16 protein-coding genes, 1 tRNA gene and 2 rRNA genes are annotated in these 20,260 nt (G+C 61.6%); 10 read left to right on the plus strand and 9 right to left on the minus strand.

Going from position 1 to position 20,260, the window contains the following annotated elements; translation table 11 throughout:
* Nucleotide 1: 1 nt before the first annotated feature.
* On the minus strand, nt 2–1,111 hold the full coding sequence (gene pdhA / locus F7R90_RS16420) for a pyruvate dehydrogenase (acetyl-transferring) E1 component subunit alpha (protein ID WP_158058482.1): 1,110 nt from the start codon (nt 1,109–1,111) through the stop codon (nt 2–4).
* Nucleotides 1,112–1,526: 415 nt separating this feature from the next.
* On the minus strand, nt 1,527–2,465 hold the full coding sequence (gene lipA / locus F7R90_RS16425) for a lipoyl synthase (RefSeq protein ID WP_158058483.1): 939 nt from the start codon (nt 2,463–2,465) through the stop codon (nt 1,527–1,529).
* Nucleotides 2,466–2,645: 180 nt separating this feature from the next.
* Between lipA and F7R90_RS16430 the strand changes: the two genes are divergently transcribed.
* The 3 genes from F7R90_RS16430 to arsN2 all read left to right on the plus strand — a co-directional run bounded on the left by F7R90_RS16430 (nt 2,646) and on the right by arsN2 (nt 5,148).
* A complete protein-coding gene (locus F7R90_RS16430; RefSeq protein ID WP_158058484.1) occupies nt 2,646–2,996 on the plus strand; it encodes a DUF378 domain-containing protein in 351 nt (116 codons plus the stop codon).
* Between the two features lie 175 nt (nt 2,997–3,171).
* Nucleotides 3,172–4,632, plus strand: a complete 1,461-nt coding sequence (locus F7R90_RS16435) for an MATE family efflux transporter (RefSeq protein WP_158058485.1) — start codon at nt 3,172–3,174, stop codon at nt 4,630–4,632.
* 42 nt (nt 4,633–4,674) lie between these two features.
* Nucleotides 4,675–5,148 (plus strand): arsenic resistance N-acetyltransferase ArsN2, encoded by a 474-nt coding sequence (gene arsN2 / locus F7R90_RS16440; protein ID WP_225741200.1) that lies wholly within the window; start codon nt 4,675–4,677, stop codon nt 5,146–5,148.
* 23 nt (nt 5,149–5,171) lie between these two features.
* Here the strand turns inward: arsN2 and F7R90_RS16445 are convergent, their stop codons facing one another.
* Nucleotides 5,172–7,514 carry a DEAD/DEAH box helicase gene (locus F7R90_RS16445; protein ID WP_158058487.1) on the minus strand — a complete coding sequence of 781 codons (2,343 nt, stop codon included), beginning with the start codon at nt 7,512–7,514 and terminating at the stop codon, nt 5,172–5,174.
* A gap of 108 nt (nt 7,515–7,622) precedes the next feature.
* A complete protein-coding gene (locus tag F7R90_RS16450; protein WP_192498344.1) occupies nt 7,623–8,267 on the minus strand; it encodes an HAD family hydrolase in 645 nt (214 codons plus the stop codon).
* 110 nt (nt 8,268–8,377) lie between these two features.
* On the opposite strand from F7R90_RS16450, the gene F7R90_RS16455 reads away from it, so the two are divergent.
* Both F7R90_RS16455 and endA read left to right on the plus strand, forming a co-directional pair.
* Nucleotides 8,378–9,157, plus strand: a complete 780-nt coding sequence (locus F7R90_RS16455; RefSeq protein ID WP_158058488.1) for a topoisomerase DNA-binding C4 zinc finger domain-containing protein — start codon at nt 8,378–8,380, stop codon at nt 9,155–9,157.
* A 45-nt stretch (nt 9,158–9,202) separates the two neighbouring features.
* Nucleotides 9,203–10,246 (plus strand): tRNA-intron lyase, encoded by a 1,044-nt coding sequence (gene endA, locus F7R90_RS16460; protein WP_158058489.1) that lies wholly within the window; start codon nt 9,203–9,205, stop codon nt 10,244–10,246.
* A 21-nt stretch (nt 10,247–10,267) separates the two neighbouring features.
* On the opposite strand, the gene F7R90_RS16465 is transcribed toward endA, so the two are convergent.
* Nucleotides 10,268–10,909 (minus strand): methyltransferase, encoded by a 642-nt coding sequence (locus tag F7R90_RS16465; RefSeq protein ID WP_158058490.1) that lies wholly within the window; start codon nt 10,907–10,909, stop codon nt 10,268–10,270.
* A gap of 100 nt (nt 10,910–11,009) precedes the next feature.
* Between F7R90_RS16465 and F7R90_RS16470 the strand changes: the two genes are divergently transcribed.
* A complete protein-coding gene (locus F7R90_RS16470) occupies nt 11,010–11,210 on the plus strand; it encodes a hypothetical protein (RefSeq protein ID WP_158058491.1) in 201 nt (66 codons plus the stop codon).
* Between the two features lie 9 nt (nt 11,211–11,219).
* Here F7R90_RS16470 and F7R90_RS16475 read toward each other — a convergent pair whose 3' ends face one another.
* Entirely contained in the window at nt 11,220–12,050 is an 831-nt protein-coding gene (locus tag F7R90_RS16475; protein ID WP_158058492.1) for a hypothetical protein, read from the minus strand.
* Between the two features lie 139 nt (nt 12,051–12,189).
* Between F7R90_RS16475 and F7R90_RS16480 the strand changes: the two genes are divergently transcribed.
* From F7R90_RS16480 to F7R90_RS16495, 4 genes are all read left to right on the plus strand, one after another.
* Complete coding sequence (locus F7R90_RS16480; RefSeq protein ID WP_158058493.1) at nt 12,190–13,683, plus strand: molybdopterin-dependent oxidoreductase; 1,494 nt, start codon at nt 12,190–12,192, stop codon at nt 13,681–13,683.
* 161 nt (nt 13,684–13,844) lie between these two features.
* A complete protein-coding gene (locus tag F7R90_RS16485) occupies nt 13,845–14,840 on the plus strand; it encodes a hypothetical protein (RefSeq protein ID WP_158058494.1) in 996 nt (331 codons plus the stop codon).
* A 59-nt stretch (nt 14,841–14,899) separates the two neighbouring features.
* The gene (locus F7R90_RS16490) at nt 14,900–15,877 is read left to right on the plus strand and encodes a Gfo/Idh/MocA family protein (protein WP_158058495.1); all 978 of its coding nucleotides are present in this window, start codon (nt 14,900–14,902) and stop codon (nt 15,875–15,877) included.
* A 3-nt stretch (nt 15,878–15,880) separates the two neighbouring features.
* Nucleotides 15,881–16,591, plus strand: a complete 711-nt coding sequence (locus F7R90_RS16495; protein ID WP_158058496.1) for a 5-formyltetrahydrofolate cyclo-ligase — start codon at nt 15,881–15,883, stop codon at nt 16,589–16,591.
* A 283-nt stretch (nt 16,592–16,874) separates the two neighbouring features.
* Here F7R90_RS16495 and F7R90_RS16500 read toward each other — a convergent pair.
* The 3 genes from F7R90_RS16500 to F7R90_RS16510 form a co-directional block, all read right to left on the minus strand.
* A tRNA-Cys gene (locus F7R90_RS16500) sits at nt 16,875–16,950 on the minus strand.
* A gap of 120 nt (nt 16,951–17,070) precedes the next feature.
* Nucleotides 17,071–17,192: ribosomal RNA gene (gene rrf, locus F7R90_RS16505) — 5S ribosomal RNA — on the minus strand.
* 134 nt (nt 17,193–17,326) lie between these two features.
* Nucleotides 17,327–20,245: ribosomal RNA gene (locus F7R90_RS16510) — 23S ribosomal RNA — on the minus strand.
* Nucleotides 20,246–20,260: the final 15 nt, after the last annotated feature.

The raw sequence follows: 20,260 nt of genomic DNA on the forward strand, positions 1-20,260 counted from the left end.
ATTACTCCTCCAGCATCGCTTCGTCGCCGTACTGTTCACGGATTCGCTCGAACCAGTCGAGTTGCTGTTCCAGTCGCTTGGGCATGTCCGCGTAGACCTGCGTGAATATCTCTGCGGGGTCGGGTCGCTCGACTGCTTCTGCCTCGTCGATGGCGTCGGCGACCTTCTCTTGAATGTCCGCCTCGATTTCTTCGACTGTCTCGTCGTCCAGAATGCCCTCGCCACGGAGGTACTTCTCCAGTCGCGGAATCGGGTCCTTCTGCTTCCACTCCTCGACTTCGTCCTCGTCGCGGTAGACGGAGGGGTCGTCGGCAGTCGTGTGCGCACCGAAGCGGTACTGGACCGCCTCGATGAGCGTCGGGCGAAGTTCGCCCTCGTCCGGGTCTTTCGCCTTGTCGAGTGCTTCTTTCGTCGCCTTGTAGACGGCGAGCGGGTCCATTCCGTCAACCTGAACGCCTTGGAAACCGTACGCTTCTGCCTTCTGAGCGATGGTCTCGCTGGCGGTCTGTCGCTCGCGGGGCACCGAGATAGCCCACTGGTTGTTGTTACAGAAGAACACCGTCGGCGTGTCGAAGACGCCCGCGAAGTTCAGTCCCTCGTGGAAGTCACCCTCGCTCGTCGCGCCGTCGCCGAAGTAGCAGAGGAACCCTTTGTTCTCGCCCTTCAACTTCGATGCCCACGACGCGCCCGTCGCGTGGGGAATCTGGGTCGCAATCGGCACTGCGACGGTGAAGATGTTCGCGTCGTCGGGGATGGCGTTGCCCTGTTCGTGGCCCATCCAGTACAGGAGCGTCTGTTTCAGCGACAGGCCGCGGTTGAGTGCGGCACCGTGTTCGCGGTAACTCGGGAATAGCCAGTCGTCGTCGGCCAGCGCGAACGCGCTCCCGATTTGGGCACCCTCTTGGCCCGACAGCGGCGGATACGTACCCATCCGGCCCTGTCGTTGCAGACTGACTGCTCGCTCGTCGAAGTGGCGAGCCAGTCGCATCTGGCGGTACATCGTGATGAGCTCCTCATCGGAGAGGTCGGGGACTTCCGCGCCCTCTACTACGTTGCCGTCCTCGTCCAAGACCTGTACGCGGTCTTGGGGGTCTTGGTGTACAACACTCACGGTCGAACCCGTCCTGACATATTAGATAAGTCAGGCGCGCGCATTATAGGGTTTTCGTAACCAACTTTCCATAGGTATTATTCTCCCGCCATTTTCCGGTGGAAATCCACAGTAACACCGGCGTGAAAACTTAACTTCCGCAATTATATCGGTGAATATCCACGTTCGTCTAACGGTAATGGTCGTTCGGTGGGGTTGGGTGGACGAACGGCAAGAATTGCGTGATTTTCGCCAATTTCGGTAGACGGGAACGGATTCGAATGTGAATAGCTACCACAGTCCAGCTTGATTTAGAAAGTGAGGTGGTGGCGTGCAGAATTCGAAGTCTCGTAAGTGAGCGGCGCGTTCTCAGGCGCAGGGAGAAAGATTACACCGAAGCCCTTCGAGCTTCCCTTCTCACGGCTTCGCCGTTCGCCTATACGGAAGCCCTACGGGCTTCCCTCCTCGCCTGCTCGATAGACTTCCCATCTCGGACCACCGCGTCCACGAACAACTCGCCCGCTTTGTACGACGAGCGGACCATCGGGCCGCTCGCACAGTAGAGGAAGTCGAGTTCGTCCTCGGCAACGTCGCGCCACGTGTCGAACTTCGAGGGGTGGACGTACTCGTCCACGTCGAGATGCGTGCGCGACGGCTGGAGATACTGGCCGAGCGTGACGATGTCCACTTCTGCCTCCCGGAGGTCCGAGAGCGTCTGGTACACCTCGTGGTCGTACTCGCCGAGACCGAGCATGATGGAAGTCTTGGTGTAGATGTCCGACTCGCGCTCTACCTGTTCGAGGACCTGCAAGCTCTGTTCGTAGCCCGCGCGAGGGTCCCGAACGGGCTGTTGAATCCGCTCGACGGTCTCGATGTTGTGTGCGATGACGTCGGGTTGGGCGTCGATAATCTTGCGGATGAGGTCGGCTTCGCCTTGGAAGTCCGGAATCAGCACCTCCACGAGAATCGAGGAGTCGCGCTTCTTGATTTCCCGAATGGTCTGGGCGAAGTGCGCCGCACCCATACCATCCAAGTCGTCGCGGTCCACGGAGGTGAGGACGACGTAGTCGAGGCCGATTTCCGCGACGGCGCTCGCCACGTTCTCCGGTTCGTCGGGGTCCAGCGGTTCGCCACCACCGGTCGCCACGTCGCAGAATCCGCAGTTGCGGGTGCAGTGGTCGCCCATCAGCATGAACGTCGCCGTCCCGCCCGCCTCGGAGTTTCGACCGCTCCAACACTCGCCCAAGTTGGGGCAGTTAGCCTCCTCGCAGACGGTGTGCAGGTCGTGGTCCCGAAGGGTCTGTTTGATGCCCGTGAACTCCCGTCCGGCGGGCGGCTGTATCTTCAGCCAGTCGGGTTTCCGACGGCGACTCATTGGTTAGTGGTTGGATTGGGGTCGTGAAAAGGGTGGGGTATTCCAATCTGGGGTCACGCCTCGGTTGGTTCGTTAACTACTCTCACTTGCGTCACCCGCTGACTTTCTCCATCAGGGCAACGTCCCACTTCCGTTCGTAGCCGCCCAATAACAAAGCACGCCAAATCCGAACGCCTTTGCATGAAGACCAACGCTTTCGACTGGCTCGCACTCTTGCTAGTGATTTTCGGCGCGGTAACGTGGGGTATCATCGGCGTGACCGGGTTCACAGGCGACGAGGTGAACGTCCTCGTGCTGGCGCTCGACCCGGTGTTCAGACCGGCGGCCGCGGAGGTCGTCCGCAACCTCGTCTACGTACTGGTCGGCGTCGCGGGCGTCTACCTCCTCTACACGAGTTACAAGATGGGGCGCGCGAGTCGCCGCGCCGCGCGAACGAGCCGAACGCCAACACGAGTGGAGTCCACTGACACGTCGAACCGACCAAACGACACTTCTGGCCGGTCCGAGACGCCCGAAAACACCGATTCGTAGTTTTCTTACCATCTGAGCGATAGATGGAAAAAGTCAAATATATATTCTACCCATACCCCAGTTAGCGTGAACCATACGTTCACCGTACCATGGGAGTAATCTCCGTTACGCGAGCAGTAGTTGGTACAAATATAAGTACTCGTGTGATTTTAGCACAAGGGAAGACGGAACAATCATGCTAGACGTCTCACGGGAAGATATCACCGACGGCTCGCTCGTCCACGCGATGCTGGTGCTGGCGACGCCACTCGTCGTTCAAAACGTCGTTCACGTCGTCCAGAGCATCGTAGACACGTTCTGGGTCGGCCGCCTCGGGGAAGACGCTGTCGCCGCGGTCGGTGCGAGTTTTCCCGTGATTGCGTTGATAGCGAGCGTCACGGTCGTCGTTTTCAGTGGTACACAAGTTCTCGTCTCGCAACGAGCGGGGTCGGAGAATCTCGACGGTGCCCGCCGCGCGACGTTCCACGGACTCACCTTGGGACTGGTTGCTGGAACTACCGTCGCTGCTCTCGTTTTCCTCGGCGTCGACACCATCGTCGAAATCGTTCTCACTGGTAACGACGTCGCCCCGCTCGCGGCGACGTACATCGCCACGCTCGTTCTCGTGTTTCCTTTCATGGGGATGAGCGACGCTATCGAAGGCGGATTCGTCGGGTGGGGAGATTCACAAGCCGCGATGTACGTCAACGTCGTCGCGGTCGCAGTCAACATCACGCTCGACCCGTTCCTCATCTTCGGGTTCACCGAGAACCCGCTGTTCGCTATGCTTGGACTCGGCGGCCTGCAGTCGTCTCTCTACGCGAGTACTGGCTTTTCGGGATTCGAAATCGCAGGTGCCGCGATGGCGACCGCTATCGGCTACTTTGTCGGGTTCTTGCTCGCCCTAGCGATGTACGTCCGCGGCCGCGACGGCTTCACAGTCACTTCCGATGTCATCGGGTTCGAAACCGAAGAGTACCGAGAGATACTCGACATCGGGCTTCCCTCGGGCGGACAGACCGTCGCCGCTCAATCAGTCCGCGTGCTCATCATCGCCGTTATCTCGGCCGTCGGTGCGTCCGCCGGTCTCGCGGCGTACAACGTCGGAGCTCAGGTTGCGACAGTCGCGTTCGTTCCCGCGCAGGGCCTGCGAGACGCCGCCCAGAGCGTCGTCGGGCAGAACCTCGGTGCAGACAACCCCGAGCGCGCCCAGCGAGCGACGTGGACCGGGGCGACAATCGCGGCCGTCGGACTGACCCTCGTCGGCGTCTTCCAGTGGGTCGCTCCCGAGTTCCTCGTCAACCTGTTCGTACCGGCCATGTCGCCCGACGGCTTCGAGTTGGCCGTCGATTACCTGCGTATCCTCGTCTTGGGCTACTGGGGCATCGGCGCGATGTACCTGTTCAACGCGGGCTTCAACGGCGCTCGCAAGACCAAGGTGAGCATGATGGCGTCGCTGTTGAAGTACTGGGCCGTTCGACTCCCCATCGCGGCAGTCGGCGCGATGTGGCTCGACTTGGGCGTTCGGGCGGTCTTCTGGGGAGTCACGATTTCGAACGTCGTCGGTGCCGTCGGATTGGGTCTCTACTACTACTACACGACGAACAACGGAATGTTGCGACGAGCGGCCGACAAGGTGTCGAGTCCCGCAGACTGACCCGACGATAGAGTTAGTGGCCCACCGCACGAACTGGGTAGCGTGCCAACACTCCGACTATCTCCCGCCGAATCGAGCGACCGCGAGTACGTCGAGACGATACTCGAAGCGAACGACCTCCCGACGGCCGACCTCGACGCGGCGTTCCCCGCACTGTTCGTCTGCGTCGGCGAGTCGGAGCGTAGTGACTTGGAGAGTCGTGAAACAGAACGCCGAATCGGAGTCGCAGGTCTCGAAGTCGAGGGAAACGTCGGATTACTGCGCTCGGTCGCGGTCGAACAGTCCGCCAGAGGACGAGGGTTCGGAACCGCTATCTGCGAGCAGTTGCTCGACCGGGCGCGCGCCGAGAACCTCGACACGGTGTATCTGTTGACGACGACTGCGGCGGAGTTCTTCGCCGACCTCGGATTCGAGGCCGTCGAGCGGGAGACCGTCCCAAAAGCGATTCGGGACACCGCGGAGTTTAGCGACCTCTGTCCGACGAGCGCGACCTGCATGAAGAAGTCGCTCTCCTGATTCGGTTCACTGCACCGAACCGGTCACTCGACCTGTACCGTCCGCGAGTCCGTCGTCGGCACTAGTGGCAAGTCGGGGAAGACGACTTCGACGGTGTACTCCATCTCGTCGTCAGTGCCGCCGAAGACCCCAACTGGAACGGTCGTCTCGCCGTCGAGGTACGTCGTCGTTTCGGTCATCTCGACGCCGTTGACAGTCACGCGGATGCCGACGGTTCGGCCGTCGCCAGCGTTTCGGACGACGACTTCCCGCATGTCGTTTTCGCCCTGCGCGACTTCGCTGGGGAACGACCCCCACTCGATTTTGGCGCGCGGGAGGTCGCTCGCGCTTCCGAGAACCTGTTCGGCGACGCCCGAGGTGAGACCCGCGTCCACGAGTCCATCGACGCCTGCCGCGCGAACGTCTGCGGGCGTTGCGAGCCCTTCTTGGGCGAGTTTGCTCGCTCGGCCAGACCCCACGCCGTCGATGGCAGTCAGGCCGACGGCGTCGTCGCTGACGCCGTGTTCGATTCGTGCTTCGACCCGACTGGCGAGGTTCGCGGCCTGTGGACAGTCGAATCGTTCGAGGAACGCCCGAAGCGCGGCGAGCAGTCGGAGCGCGTTCTGCGTGATGACCCACGCGTCGCTTCGCAGTTCGCCGGGGGTCGCGCCCGTCATCGAGGAGTGCAGGATAGCGAGTACTTTCCGGGGACCTGCTTCGAGGTCGCCCGTCTCCTGACCGACGAGGACGGAGTTCACCGCCTCGCGCTCGGATTGCCGTGCGCTCACGCTGTCGAACTCCGCGGCGTCTGCGACGGCTTGGAGAATGTCGGAGGTCCTGACTTCGTCTTGCTGGGCGACCTCGTGGAACTGCTCTGCGGTCTCCATCCGGAGGTAGAACTTCGAAGCGAGGCGGCCGAGCGGCGACCCTGAAACCGAGAGGTCCTCGCCAGTTTCGACGAACCCCCTATCGACGAGGCGGTTGAGTTTCGTTCGAACGCGCTCGCGCAGACTCTCGAAGTCGTACTCGTCGGGGTTGTTCTTCGCACGGACGTAGTAGAACGTCGTCTCCAACCAGTCCATCACGTCTTCGAGGCCCCGGATGGTCCCCATCGCGATTTCGGCGTTCAGATGCGCGTCTAAATCTTCGTCCAGTCTCGACTCTATCTCCTTGCCTTCCTCGAGAAGTCGCCGGTACTTGTCGGCCTCCGAGCGGTCGCAGACGACCCACCCGTAGCCCACGTCGTCGTACTTCGGTCGCCCAGCCCGCCCGAGCATCTGGAGGATGTCGAGCGGACTCATGTCCACCTCGCCCTCCAAGGGGTCGTGGAGCTTCGTGTCCCGGAGGACGACGCAGCGCGCGGGGAGGTTGACGCCCCACGCGAGCGTGGAGGTGGAGAACAGGAGTTGTATTTTGTCCTCCTTGAACCACTGTTCCACTTTGTCCTTGTCGGCCTTCGAGAGTCCGGCGTGGTGGAACGCCACGCCGTCGAGGACGGACTTTCGCAGGGTGTCGTTCTGGAGTTCCTTCGCGTCGTTGTGGAAGTCGTAGTCGCCGCGCGCGCCGACGGGGATGTCGCGCTCACCGATTTCGTCGCGGGCCTTCTTCGCGGCCTGCACGGTGTCCTGCCGAGACGAGACGAAGACGAGTGCTTGGCCGTCGTCGCGGATGTGCGGTTCGGCGAGGTCCAGCGCGCGATACAGTCGGCGGTACTTGTCGGCGAAGGAGTTGTCTCCGTGCGTGTACGTTTCGACGCCCGAGTGGAGGTCTACCGGGCGGTAGTCGTCGCCGAACTCGAAGGTGTTCTCCGGCGGGGCGTCGAGCCACTCGGCCACGTCTTCGACGTTCGGCATGGTCGCCGAGAGCGCGACGACGCGCGGGTCACAGAGTCGCCGCATCCGGGAGATGGTCACTTCGAGGACGCTCCCGCGCTTCTCGGAGTCGAGCAGGTGGACCTCGTCGATGACGACGCAGTCAACGTCCCGGATGAACGAGTAGCGCCGCGAGTCGTGTTTTCGAGTCGCCGAGTCGGTCTTCTCTGGCGTCATCACGAGGATGTCGGCGCGCTCGGCGCGCCGGGGGTTCAGGTCGCGCTCGCCCGTGACGACGTAGACAGAGTAGCCCAATTCCTCGAAGCGTTCCCATTCGCTCTCCTTCTCGTTGGTGAGCGCGCGCATCGGCGCGACGAACAGGGCGGTGCCGCCCTCCTGTAGCGTCCGACAGATTGCCAGTTCGGCCAGCGCGGTCTTCCCGCTGGCGGTCGGCGCGCTCGCGACGACGTTCTCCTCGCCCTCCAACAGCGCGGGGACGACCTCGCGCTGCATCGGGTTGAACTCCTCGAAGGGGAACGCCTCGGTGAACTTGGGGACGACCTCGGCGACTTCCATTACCGGATGCACAGTGAGGGGGGAAGAAAGGCGTTTCTTTACCGGTTCGACAAGTTGCCGAAACTATCCGAAAAGAGAGCCCACGCTAGCAGAGTAGTTCGGACTCGATTAGCCGAGCAGTTCGTCTCGGAGCGCGTCGGGAGAATCGACAACGGCGTCCGCTTCCGACAAGTCCAGCACTTCCTCGGACTTGTTCCGGTAACCGATACAGGCCATTCCCGCGGCTTTCGCGGCCGCGATGCCGTTTTCGGAGTCCTCGACTGCGACGCACTCTTCGGGTTCCACCCCGACTTCGACCGCGGCGTGTTCGTAGATGTCGGGGGCCGGTTTGCCGTCGCCCGCGATATGTTCGGCGCTGATGACCTCGTCGAACGCGTCGTGGAGGTCGAAGCGGTCGAGCATGCGCTCTATCCAGTCCGGTGGCGACGAGGAGACCAGCGCGATTTGCACACCCTCCGCGCGAAGGTCGGCCACGAGGTCCTCGAATCCGGTCATCAGCTCGACCTTCTCGCCGTAGATGTCGCGGGCGGCCTCCTCGTAGCGTTCTACGAACGCGTCCTTTTCGACGGTCGTCTCGTAGTTCGCGTCGAGGTAGTCGTAGATCTCTCGGAAGTTCATCCCGGTCGTCTCGTCGGTGGGCGTTCCGTCCGCCACCACGTCGGGGAAGATTTCCTCCTCCTCGGTCGGGACCCAGTGGCGCTCGGAATCGACGATGACGCCGTCCATGTCGAACAGCACAGCCTTCGATTTCACGAGCGGACAGACGATAGCAATCGAGTTAGTAGTTCGCCAACCAGCGGGTCGTGCGAGTACACGCCGACCGACGCGAACGTTCAAGTACCAAGCCGGGACCAACCCGGCCCATGTCCGAGACAGTCAGTCTCCTCGCCGGAGAGTGTACGACGGAGTATCAGGGTCGCTCGACGGCCGACGACCGAACGCAACGCGGTCGCGTGGTCGTCGTCCACAAGCCAGACGACACGGTCCTCGTCCACGACGCAGAGGGGTACCAGCCAGTGGCGTGGCTCACCCGCGCCGACGCAGTGTACCGCGAGCAGAGTCAGAGCGAACAGGGTAATAACCAAATCGCACTCGTCGCGGTGAAGGACGGCGAACGCCTCCGCGTGCAGGCCCACGACGTAGAACAGGTGGAGATGGAAGGAACCGCCGCAGGTAGTCCAGTCGGCACCTGCCCGAACTGTCGCTCGCCACTCGTCCGCGCTCGCGGCGCAGTGACGTGCCTCGGCTGTGAGACGGAACACGGCCTGCCACGAGACGCGGCCGTCCTCGAAACGACGTGCGACTGCGGCCTGCCGGAGATGACCGTCGAGCGCGGCGACCGCTTCGAACTCTGCGTGGACCGCACCTGCGAGAATCTGGACGAAGCCATCCGCAAGCGGTTCGACCGCGAGTGGCCTTGTCCCGACTGCGACGGCGACCTACGAGTGCTTCGGGAGGGCGCGCTGTTTCTGGGCTGTGAGAACTATCCCGACTGCGACGCGTCGTTGGGACTGCCGAAAGAACGGGTCGTCGGGACTTGTGAGTGTGGCCTTCCGAAAGTCGGGTCGGGAGTCGGGTCAGACAGTGACGGCGATGCAGGCCCGCGCTGTCTCGGCGACTGCGGGGAGACGGCAGAAACGTAGTTCCGGACCGGAAACCGTTTGACTCGCCCGACGCGACGGTAGAGTATGGACGGACGCCTCCGGGACGGGGAAGTGGTCGTGGGTGGCGACGCCCGCCAGCGGTACTACGATTCGAGCGGCTACGGCCGCCCGTTGCAAGGGAACGAAATCGCGCTCTCACGGGTCGAAGCGGCTTACCTGCTGTTCAAGGGCGATTTGGACGAGGTGGTACGGGAGGAAGACGGCACGTCGATGGACTTCCGCGAGTTCTTCGCCGACGCCGGCGGCGAGATAACGACGCGGTTTCTGGTCTACGCCGATTTGCGAGACCGGGGGTTCTACCTGTCGCCCGACCGCGAATCGTGGGTCGGTGCGCCCCGAAGCGATTCGGACTTCGTGGTCTACCCGCGCGGCAAGGGACCGTGGGACGACGCCGTCCTCTACCGAATCCGCGTGGTCGGCGAGCGTGAGGACGTGGCCGCCGAGGACCTCGGAAACGTCGTGCTGGCCGTCGTGGACGAAGAGAGCGAGATAACCTACCTCGACACCGAGCGCGCCGACGTCCGCGGCAGTTCCGAGAGCGACCTGCCCGAACGCGTCCCTGCCGACCTGCTCGGCGAGCGCGTGCTGGCGTGGGACCCGCCCGCCGAACTCCACGAGTCGGCATTCTACGGGCAACTGCTCGCCGACCGACCCGGAGAAAACCGACCACGCGCGCTCCAGTTGTCGCTCGTGGAGGCGACGCACCTCGCCGCGGAGGGACGATTGGGAGTCGATGCCGAGACAGTGCGCGCCCGCGGTCTCGAAGTCGAGGGCGACCGCTTCGTCCGCCGACTCCGGGTGTACCGCGCGCTCCGTGAACGCGGCGTGGTGCCAAAGACGGGGTTCAAGTTCGGTGCTGACTTCCGGACCTACGCCGACGTGGAGTCTATCGACGACTTGGGTCATTCCGAGTGTCTCGTGCGAGTGCTTCCCGGCGAGCACGTCTTCGAACCGCGGGACCTCGCGCTCGACGTTCGACTTGCCCACGGTGTCCGCAAGCGGGTGGTGTACGGACTGACCGATGGCGAGAAGGTATCGTGGCTAGAAGTGTCGCGATTGACGCCCTGATAGGGGAGTTGCGGTTCTCTCCTACTTCTTCGCGTAGACGGTCGGCCACTGGTCTTTGGCGAGTTCTTCGGCATCGACCGCCTTCCAATAGTCGCGCACTTCGGTGCCGATTCCGCGCGATACGTCCGTTTCGGTGAGGACGTTCTGGCCGTTCCGGACGAGTTCGAAGGCTTCGCGCTTTCGACCCTCGAAGGAGTCGGCCGCTTTGCGGAGTTCGTCGTTCGGGTAGTTGACGACGAGCGATCCACCGTCTCGAACCCGGTCGAAGAGGCTTTCGAGGGCTTCCTCGGGGTCCGCGACGAAGAACAGCGTCGCTACGCAGTACACCACGTCGAAAGTGCGGTCGATGTCGAGCGACGGGAGTGCATCCACTTCGAAGTGGAGGTTTGGCTGGTCGGTGGCTTTCTTCTGATTGTCCTCGATTACGGTCTCGGACACGTCGTAGCCGTAGAACTCGGTCCTTGGGAAACGCTCCGCGAGGTCGAACAGCGTGACGGCGGGACCGCAACCGACAGAGGCGACGTCTTCGGGGAAGGTGTCGCCCCCTCCCCGCGCTTCGCGCTCGAAGAATCGTGCGAGCAGGTCTGCCATCTCCTCGCCCGCGAGGTAGACACAGCGGTCGTAGTCGGCGTTGCGGTAGAACTGCTCCCAGTCCCAATCCATCGCGGTTGGCTTCTCTCGGACGGGCCTTCGCTCTTGTGGGTCTCGTCCACTTCGGTACATTTCGACAACAGTTAACCGGCCGCAGTTGCTGAGTCGATGTATGGCAACAGCGACTTCGGACAGACTCCAACCGCTCGGACTCGGCGTGGGCGTCCTCCTCGTCCTCGTCGGCATCGCAACGCTCGTCGGCACGCCGTGGGCCCAGAAGTCCGGCGGCGCGCTCGTCATGGTCGGTCAGATAGTCGGCGCGCTCTCGGCGGTGGCTATCGGTGCAGGTCTCGCGTGGATAGCGAAAGAATAGACTGTTTTTCTACTTGTTCGGCAGGAACGCCATCCCGAGCAGCAGGACGACCGTCAGGAAACTGAGTATGACGACGCCCCAGAGACCGGCGATGCGCTCGTTGAAGTGGCTGATTTCGTTCTCCTGCGTCTGGTACTCGCCCGTCTGCGGCGAGAGGACGAACCCGTCGCTGTTGCTCGGGAAGTACGCGACGTAACTCGTGTTCTGTCCCGTCGGTCCGAGACTGACGTTCGCGCCAGCACTGACCGACACCGTGTTGACTCTCGGTGCGGTCCACGTCAGCGTCGCGGAGTCGGCCGTGATGTTGCTCACGGTCGTCTGGTTGCCCTCGTACTGGAAGGTCTGGCCTTCGTTGTACGTCCGGTTCTCGGGCGTGCCGAACTGCTGACGTTTGTACTCGTCAACCGGGACGAGCGACTTGTTGCCCTCGCTCTGGTTGCCGTCGGTCTCGTTGACGACGACGTACGTCGTCCCACCCTGCTGCACCGTGGTGGTATTGTCGCTCAGGTTGAACTCCTGGCGGAGCGTGAACTGGCCGGGGTCGGACTCGTTCGGGATGAGGACCCGGTAGGTCTCGTTGTTGGCCATCTGGACGGTCGTGTTGTTCGACCACGTCGCAGAGTAGGCTGCCGACTCGTTCGTCCATTCGAGCGTTCCTTCGCCGTCGCTTGCGGACGCCACGGTGTAGGTGCGCCCGCCTTCCGTTATCGTGTCGTTCTGAGCGTACGATTGCCCTTGAACGTCGATTTGGGGCTCCTCGGCCGCACCGATGAGGGCGTACGCGCCAGCAGCGACTACGAGAAAGAGGACGGCGTACACCGCCGCTGCTCGTCGTTGCATATCCGAGGCGACGGACGCGCGCCGTTTAATGGTTACTTTTTGGCGGGAGGAAGCGAGGGGACGAGACCAGTGTGCGAGTGGAGCGAAGTGGAACGAAATTGGAAGAACGCCTTTGTCGGCTTCGTGCGATGCACCCGCTATGGACGTGACGCGAGCAGAAGTTGCGACGAGCGCGGCCGCAGGAGTCGCGGGTGTCGCTGGGTCGTTCGCCGCCGCGGGACGGACGCCCGCGTTCGTCGCCGCACCGCTCGCCAGTGCGCTCGTGAACGCCGCTCCGGGCGAAGTGACGACCGCAGTCGTGCAGAATCTCGGCGAGTTCGGGCACACGCTGGCGCTCACTGTCGCGCTCGTGCTGTCGGTCGGAGTCTTCGCCGCGATTGCATTAGGAGCCACCCGCGTCGGGAGTCGCTCGGAGGTGCCCTACACTGCGGTCTTGGCCGCTGGACTCGGCGGTTGGCTGTTCGCCCTCGCCGTGGCACGCGCGCCAGAAACCGCACTCTGGTCGGCGGTTCCGGTCGGTGGCGTCGTCGCAGTGGCCGAGCGCGGGTTCGCGGTCGGACGGCGACGACCCGTCTCGCGGACGCGCCGACAGACGCTCGCGGCAGTCGGCGCGTTGGCTGGATTCCTCGGCGTCGCGGGCTATCGCGGCCGGAACATCACCGGCGCGGAACCGGGACCGATTAGCGACGTGACCGATGCCGAGACTCAAAGTGAAGCCGAGCAACTGCTCGGCCTCGCGGCGGAACGGTCTCTCGACGTGCCGGAGCTAGCACCGCTCGTCACCGAAATCGGCGGGTTCTACGAAGTCGATATCAACGGTGTGAACCCGAACCTCAGCGACGGTCGCTGGGAACTGTCCGTGACCGGTGCCGTCGAAGAGTCGTTCTCACTCGACTACGCGGAATTGACCGAAATGGTAGAAAGCATCGAGCATCGGTTCGTCACGCTCCGTTGTGTCGGCGAGGGACTGAACGGCAAGAAGATGGACACCGCGCTCTGGACCGGCGTGCCGGTTAGTCGTCTGCTCGAACGGGCAGGCGTCCCGGAATCCTCGACCTGCTGTGTGATGCTTCGGGCCGCAGACGGCTACTACGAGGAGTTTCCGCTGGCCGCGCTCGAAGACGGCTTCCTCGCGTTCGGCATGAACGGCCGCCGTCTGCCGCGGGCGCACGGCTACCCAGTTCGAGCGCTCGTGCCGGGCCACTGGGGCGAAATCAACGTGAAGTGGCTCACCGAAATCGAGGTGCTGAAAGAGGAACAAGAGGGCTACTGGGAGAAGCGTGGCTGGCACGGAACTGGTCCGGTCGAGACCGTCGCCAAGCTTCACACCGTCGAGAAGTTGGACGACGGGAAGATTCGTCTCGGTGGGCACGCCTACGCCGGGACGCGAGGGATTCAGCGAGTCGAGATTTCGACCGACGGGCAGGCGACCTGGCAGGACGCGACGCTCTCGGAACCGCTCCCGGGTGAAGACGTGTGGCGACAGTGGACCTACGAGTGGCAGGCCGAACCGGGCGAACACGAGGTCGTCGTCCGGGCGACGGACGGCACCGGAACCTTGCAACCGGAGTCGTTCTCACAACCGTATCCGAGCGGGCCGACGGGATGGGTCTCTCGTACCGTCGATAACTGACCGTTCTTGCATTTTTGGAGTCGGAATAGCTGGTAGGGTTCGTCTTCTTCCAGTTGTGAGCATTGAACGCGAGTAAAGTCGAACCTAGGACCCGACAGCCTGCGTTGAACGACCGAACTATCGACTCCGCTTAAGCCGTTCGTCGTTGCCTTACAGCGGTGATGTACGAGAAGAATCGAGTCACAGCGGTAATCGTAGCCGTTCTCATGCTCGTTGGAGCCTCGACGCTCGTCCTCGGCGGCTCGGTGGGCGACACAGGCCCAGCAGCAGTCGGCGCGCAAGAGACGACAGTAAACGAAACGGTCGGAGTCAACGAGACGACGACAGTAACTGAAACGACAGAGTTCAACGAGACCACTGCAGTTGGGGAGAACGAGACGACAGTCTTCGGTACGACGGTCGGTGCGAACGAGACGACGGCAGTAAACGAGACCACTGCCGTCGCGGGTAACGAAACCGTGAGCGAGGGCGAAGAGGCACTGTTGGAGAGAGACAGCCTCTTCGTCGAGAATCTGACGCTCCGCAACGTGGTCGTAGAGAACGTCACCGTCAGGGAACTGACCCTCCCGAACGGGAACACGCTTGTCAACGTGACACTTCCCGCAGTCAGGATGACTGGGTCGTTCCAAGCCGTGACGCTGGAGAACATCTCTATCGACGAGCAAGCGCTCGCCGAACGGGTTGACCGGGCCGGACAGAGTCCCACTCGGTTCGTCATCGAAGACCGAACGATTAGCGGCGTCACCATCGACCAAGCGGCGGTGTTCACGAGCAACTTCGTCACGTTCGAGCGCCGTGCCGTCGAGAGCATCCCGACGGACGAAGAGACGGCGGCCGAAGGCGCGAACGAGACCCAAGCGACCCAGAGCGTCGAAATCGGGTCGGTGAACGCCGAATCGGCACTCGTCCGAGAACTCACTCTCTTCGTCTCCGGAGTCGAACCGGGAACCGAGACGACGGTCGGTGCGAACGAGACGACAGTCTTCGGCACGACGGTCGGTGCGAACGAGACGACCGGAAACGCAACGACTGGGACTACCTCGTTCGAAACGACCGCGAACGAGACAGGCAACGAGACGACGATGTTCGAGACGACGGTCTTCGAGACGACTACCGCTGATAACGAAACAGTGGTCGAGGGAACGACGACCGCCTAACGACTGGGTACGTTCGGAGAGTACCCACACTTTTGCCCGGAACGCCCGATACGTCGGACATGAACTTCGGAATCATCAGCACCGCTAACATCGGACGCGCAGTCATTCCCGGCATCGCAGCGACCGACCACGAAGTGACGGCCGTCGCCTCGCGCGACAGAACGAAGGCCGAGACGTTCGCCGACGAGTTCGGCATCGCGAACGCCTACGGCTCCTACGAAGCACTACTGGCGGACGACGACCTCGACGCAGTGTACAACCCGCTCCCGAACGCGCTCCACGCCGAGTGGACGAAACGGGCCGCAGACGCTGGCCTGCACGTCCTCTGTGAGAAACCGCTGGCGAGCGATGCAAAGGAAGCCCGCGAAGTGAGTGAGTACTGTGCAGAACAGGGCGTGACGCTGATGGAGGCGTTCATGTATCGCTACCACCCTCGAACCGAGCGCGCCGCCGAAGTCGTGCGAGAAGAACTGGGCGACGTTCGGTCAGTGAAGTCGTCGTTTCAGTTCCCGTTGGACGACCCCGAGGACGTTCGACTCAACCCCGACCTCGCCGGTGGGAGTCTGATGGATGTTGGCTGCTACGCCGTCAGTGCCGCACGATTGTTCCTCGGAGAGCCACGACGGGCCTACGCGACGACTCACGACGCGGGCGACTACGGCGTGGACACGAAACTGGCGGGCGTGTTGGAGTACGACGACGGGCGAACTGCGCAGGTGTCCTGCGGGTTCGAGACGAGCGACACCCAGTACTATCGCGTCGAAACCGAGGATGGGTGGCTCGAAGCACCGAGCGCGTTCGTTCCGCGAGATGACAGCGGGGGAACGATAGAGTACGAGGTTGACGGCCGTCACGTCATCGAGGAGTTCGACTCGACAGACCAGTACCGACTGGAGGTCGAACACTTCGCCGACTGTGTCGAATCTGGGGCGACCCCGAACACCGACGGCGACGAGGCAGTTCGGAACCTGGCGGTCATCGACGCGCTGTACGAGAGCGCGGAGAAGGGTGAATCGGTCGCTGTGGAGCAGCAGTGAGTCATGAGCAAACAGCAACTCCGCGAGCGAATCTGGGACGCCCTCGAAGCTGAGGGTATCGCTCGGTTCCCCTTCCCGCCTCACGACCGAATCCCGAATTTTTCGGGTGCCGAGGACGCCGCCGAGCGACTCGCCGACACGGGCGAGTGGGAGAACGCCGACGCTATCAAGGCGAATCCCGACGCGCCCCAGTTACCCGTTCGACGGCGAGCGCTCCACGAAGGCAAGACCGTCTACATGGCTGTTCCGCGCCTGCGCGACGAGAACCCGTTCTACGAACTTGACCCCGAAGCGATTCCGGACGACGAACTCGACAGCGCCCCGACCATCTCGCACGTCGAGGAGTACGCCCGGCAGGTCGGTCCCGAGCAAGTACCAGCCATCGACCTCGTCGTTTCGGGAAGCGTCGCCGTCACCGAAGACGGTGCCCGAGTCGGCAAAGGCGAAGGCTACAGCGACCTCGAATACGCGATACTACGAGAGTTGGAACTGGTCGGCGACGAGACTCCCATCGCGACGACGGTTCACGACCTGCAAGTCGTCGAAGACGACGTGGCCGTCGAAGCCCACGACGTGCCAATGGACCTCGTCGTCACCCCGACGCGGACGATTCGCACCGAAACGGAGTACGAGCGTCCGAGCGGCGTGTTCTGGGACGACCTCTCGGACGAGCGACTCGCGGAGATTCCAGTACTGAAAGAGCGGCAGGGCTGACGCTGTGCGGGGCGGTTGCTGTGCGGTAGTCGTGTATGTGACCCTGAACGCGAGCGAAGCGACCCGCGAAGCGGCCTCGCTGAGCGAGCATCGACGTTTTTGGTGTCTTCGTGAGCGAAGTCGTTCGAAAGGGCGAAGCCCTTTCGTGATGACGAGAGAGCTTTGCTCTCTCGAACCACGAACGAAGGCTCGTCAGAACTTGCTCTGACGGAGCAGATTTTTGCGAGGTGAGTGACAGAGGCGCGAAGCGCCTCGTCGTCACTCACCGAAGTAAAAAGGTGCAAGCCAAGGGCCGGATTTGAACCGGCGATGGGCGGCTCTGCAGGCCGCTGCGTTCGGCCGGACTCTGCCACCTTGGCGCGAGTTCTGCTAATCGCTCGTCGCGCTTAAACATAGCGGTCTCTGGTCGTTTCGAGCGGTGTAAATGCAAAAATCCCCGGTTAGCGCCGCAGCTAACCGAGGATTGAATGTGGTATAAGTGGAGGCGGCGAAGTGGGTCTCCCAGAGGCTCGCGCACTCCAGTACTCACCACAACGCAGACAGGCTTATCTTCCGTGTTCGGGATGGGTACGGGAGTGACCCTGCCGCTATGGCCGCCTTAACGCCGACACGCGGAATCGAACCGCGTCTAATACGCCAGTATCGGTGGTTCAACTGTGACCGTAATGTACGTGCAATCCAGTTCGCGCCTGGATCCGAGTGCGGTACTCGAATCGCAGTGCGGTGCAACTGATGAATGTGTGGCTCAGCCAGTTAGTACTCGCGGGCTTAACGCCTCGTTGCCTCGGCGCGTACACCCCAAGCCTATCGATCTCGTCTTCTACGAGTGGCTTCAGTGGTATCTCTTTTCCAGGTGGGTTTCGAGCTTAGATGCGTTCAGCTCTTACCCCGTGTTGCGTGGCTGCCCGGCACGTGCCCTTTCGGACAACCGGTACACCAGTGGCAACCAATCGTAGTTCCTCTCGTACTATACGATCGTTCCCGTCAGATACCGTAACACTCCCAATAGATAGCAGCCGACCTGTCTCACGACGGTCTAAACCCAGCTCACGACCTCCTTTAATAGGCGAACAACCTCACCCTTGCCCGCTTCTGCACGGGCAGGATGGAGGGAACCGACATCGAGGTAGCAAGCCACCGGGTCGATATGTGCTCTTGCCGGTGACGACTCTGTTATCCCTAAGGTAGCTTTTCTGTCATCTATCGCCCGCATCAAGCGGGCTGATAGGTTCGCTAGACCACGCTTTCGCGTCAGCGACCCTCGTTATGTAGGTCACTGTCAGACTTCCTTTTGCTCTTGCGCTCTGTTCCGCGTTTCCGACACGGATGAGGAAATCTTGGGGCACGCTCGATATCTTTTCGAGCGTGTACCGCCCCAGTCAAACTGCCCGGCTACCGGTGTCCTCCTCCCGGAGTGAGAGTCACAGTCACTAACGGGTAGTATTTCAATGTTGACTCGGTGGCCCGCTAGCGCGGGTACCTGTGTAATGTCTCCTACCTATGCTGCACATTAGCGACCGTGTCTCAGCGACAGCCTGCAGTAAAGCTCTATAGGGTCTTCGCTTCCCCTTGGGAGCCTCCAGACTCCGCACTGGAACGTACAGTTCACCGGGCCCAACGTTGGGACAGTGACGCTCTCGTTGATCCATTCATGCAAGCCGCTACTGAAGCGGCAAGGTACTACGCTACCTTAAGAGGGTCATAGTTACCCCCGCCGTTAACAGGTCCTTCGCCCCGTTGTACCGGGTGTTCAGATACCTGCACTGGGCAGGATTCAGTGACCGTACGAGTCCTTGCGGATTTGCGGTCACCTATGTTGTTACTAGACAGTCGGAGCGTCCGAGTCACTGCGACCTGCTCTTATACAGAGCAGGCATCCCTTATCGCGAACTTACGGGACTAACTTGCCGAATTCCCTAACGTCGGTTGCTCCCGACAGGCCGTGGCTTTCTCCGCCTGGGTACCTGTGTCGGATCTTGGTACGATCACGTCCTCGCCTTTTCACGGGCCCCAGGTACGACCAACTTACGCTATTCCACCATTCGTCCGCTTCCTGCCATTACGGCTTCCACGGAGTTCGGTGGTTCGACCGGACGAAAGTCCGGCTTGATCTTTCCTGAGGCGTCGGCTTTTGGTGGACGGTGGCACTGGAATATTAACCAGTTTCCCATTTGTCACATTCGAATTGCGGTGTGACTTAGGATCGGCTAACCCTCGGCTGATCAGCATTGCCGAGGAACCCTTACCCATTCGGCCGTCGGGGGTCTAACCCGACTCACGCTGCTACTATGACCAAGATTTTCGTTCCCAATCGGTCCATACGAACTCTCGCCCGTACTTCCACCCGATCAGAATGCCAATCTACTCAATCACCATTTGACTGGTGCGGCCAGGTCTCGGTGATAGACTTGAGTCCCGATCATTTTGGGCGCTCCGAACCTCGGCCGGTAAGCTGTTACGCTATTCTTAGAGGGTAGCTGCTTCTAAGCTCACCTCCCGGCTGTTTAGGGCTCGGAACCACCTTCGATTACACTTAGTCTATACTTTGGGACCTTAACCCGGCTCTGGGTTGTTCCCCTCCTGGTGCACAGGCTTACCCCGCACACCGGATTCCCTGCGTCGACAGCGTTCGTAAGTTTGGAGTTTGACAGGGGGGCCGACTCCTCTCGGAGTCTGCTCCCCCAATCGGTCGCTCTACCTCACGAACTACCTCGACAGAGGTCATGCTTCGACATGTTTCGATTGGAACCAGCTGTTGCCGAGTTCGATGGGCCTTTCACCCCTACACAGAGGTCACGAGAGGGTATTGTAGGACACCAACTCTAACAGGCCTCCACGTGGCTTTCGCCACGCTTCACCTTGCCTCCGCGTAGATCACTCGGTTTCGGGTCGTGTCAGTTTGACTCCCCGCGCTTGGGCACGGTGGTCCTCGCCCGTAAGGGCTGCGACCATATTGGTTTCCCTACGCCTTCCCTGATACTCAGGTTAGACTCGCCAAACAAACACACTCCTTGGTTCGTTTTTCAAAACGCACGACAGAACTTCGGCTCCCCTCGATTCTTACTGCGGGATTGCTCCCGTGTCATTTTTCGAGGGGCCTTGTAAGCCCTGTCGCTCGATCGCCAACTAATTTCAGGCTCTATTGCACCTCCCGTTGTGGGGTGCTTTTCAGCGTTCGCTCACGCTACTTATTCGCTATCGGTCTCGAGTCGTGTTTAGTCTTCGCCATCGATGCTGGCGGAATTCACAAGGAATTTCCAATCCCTGTTACTCTGGAACTGGTTCACGACGTACTGCATCTTCTTACGGGGTTGTCACCCTGTATCACGCTCTGTTCCAAGAGACTTCAGAAGATGGGTCGGTCGCTGATTACCAGTCCGAACACCACATTGCCCGTGAGGGCTTCGGTTTGGACTGTGTCGCGTTCACTCGCGGTTAGTAACGACATCCCGTTCGGTTTCTTTTCCTGCCGGTACTGAGATGTTTCAATTTCCGGCGTTCCCTATTGCGCGAGGCAATTGCGAGGGAGATTCTCATTCGGAGATCCTCAGTTCTTCCCCTCCGTGCGGGTCCCTGAGGCTTATCGCAGCTTGGCACGTCCTTCATCAGCGCTCGAGCCGAGCCATCCACTAGCTGGCACAGTAGCCACGCTTGTGGTTGAATTGTTGC

It is taken from the genome of Halorussus halophilus, assembly GCF_008831545.1.
GTDB classification, from domain to species: domain Archaea; phylum Halobacteriota; class Halobacteria; order Halobacteriales; family Haladaptataceae; genus Halorussus; species Halorussus halophilus.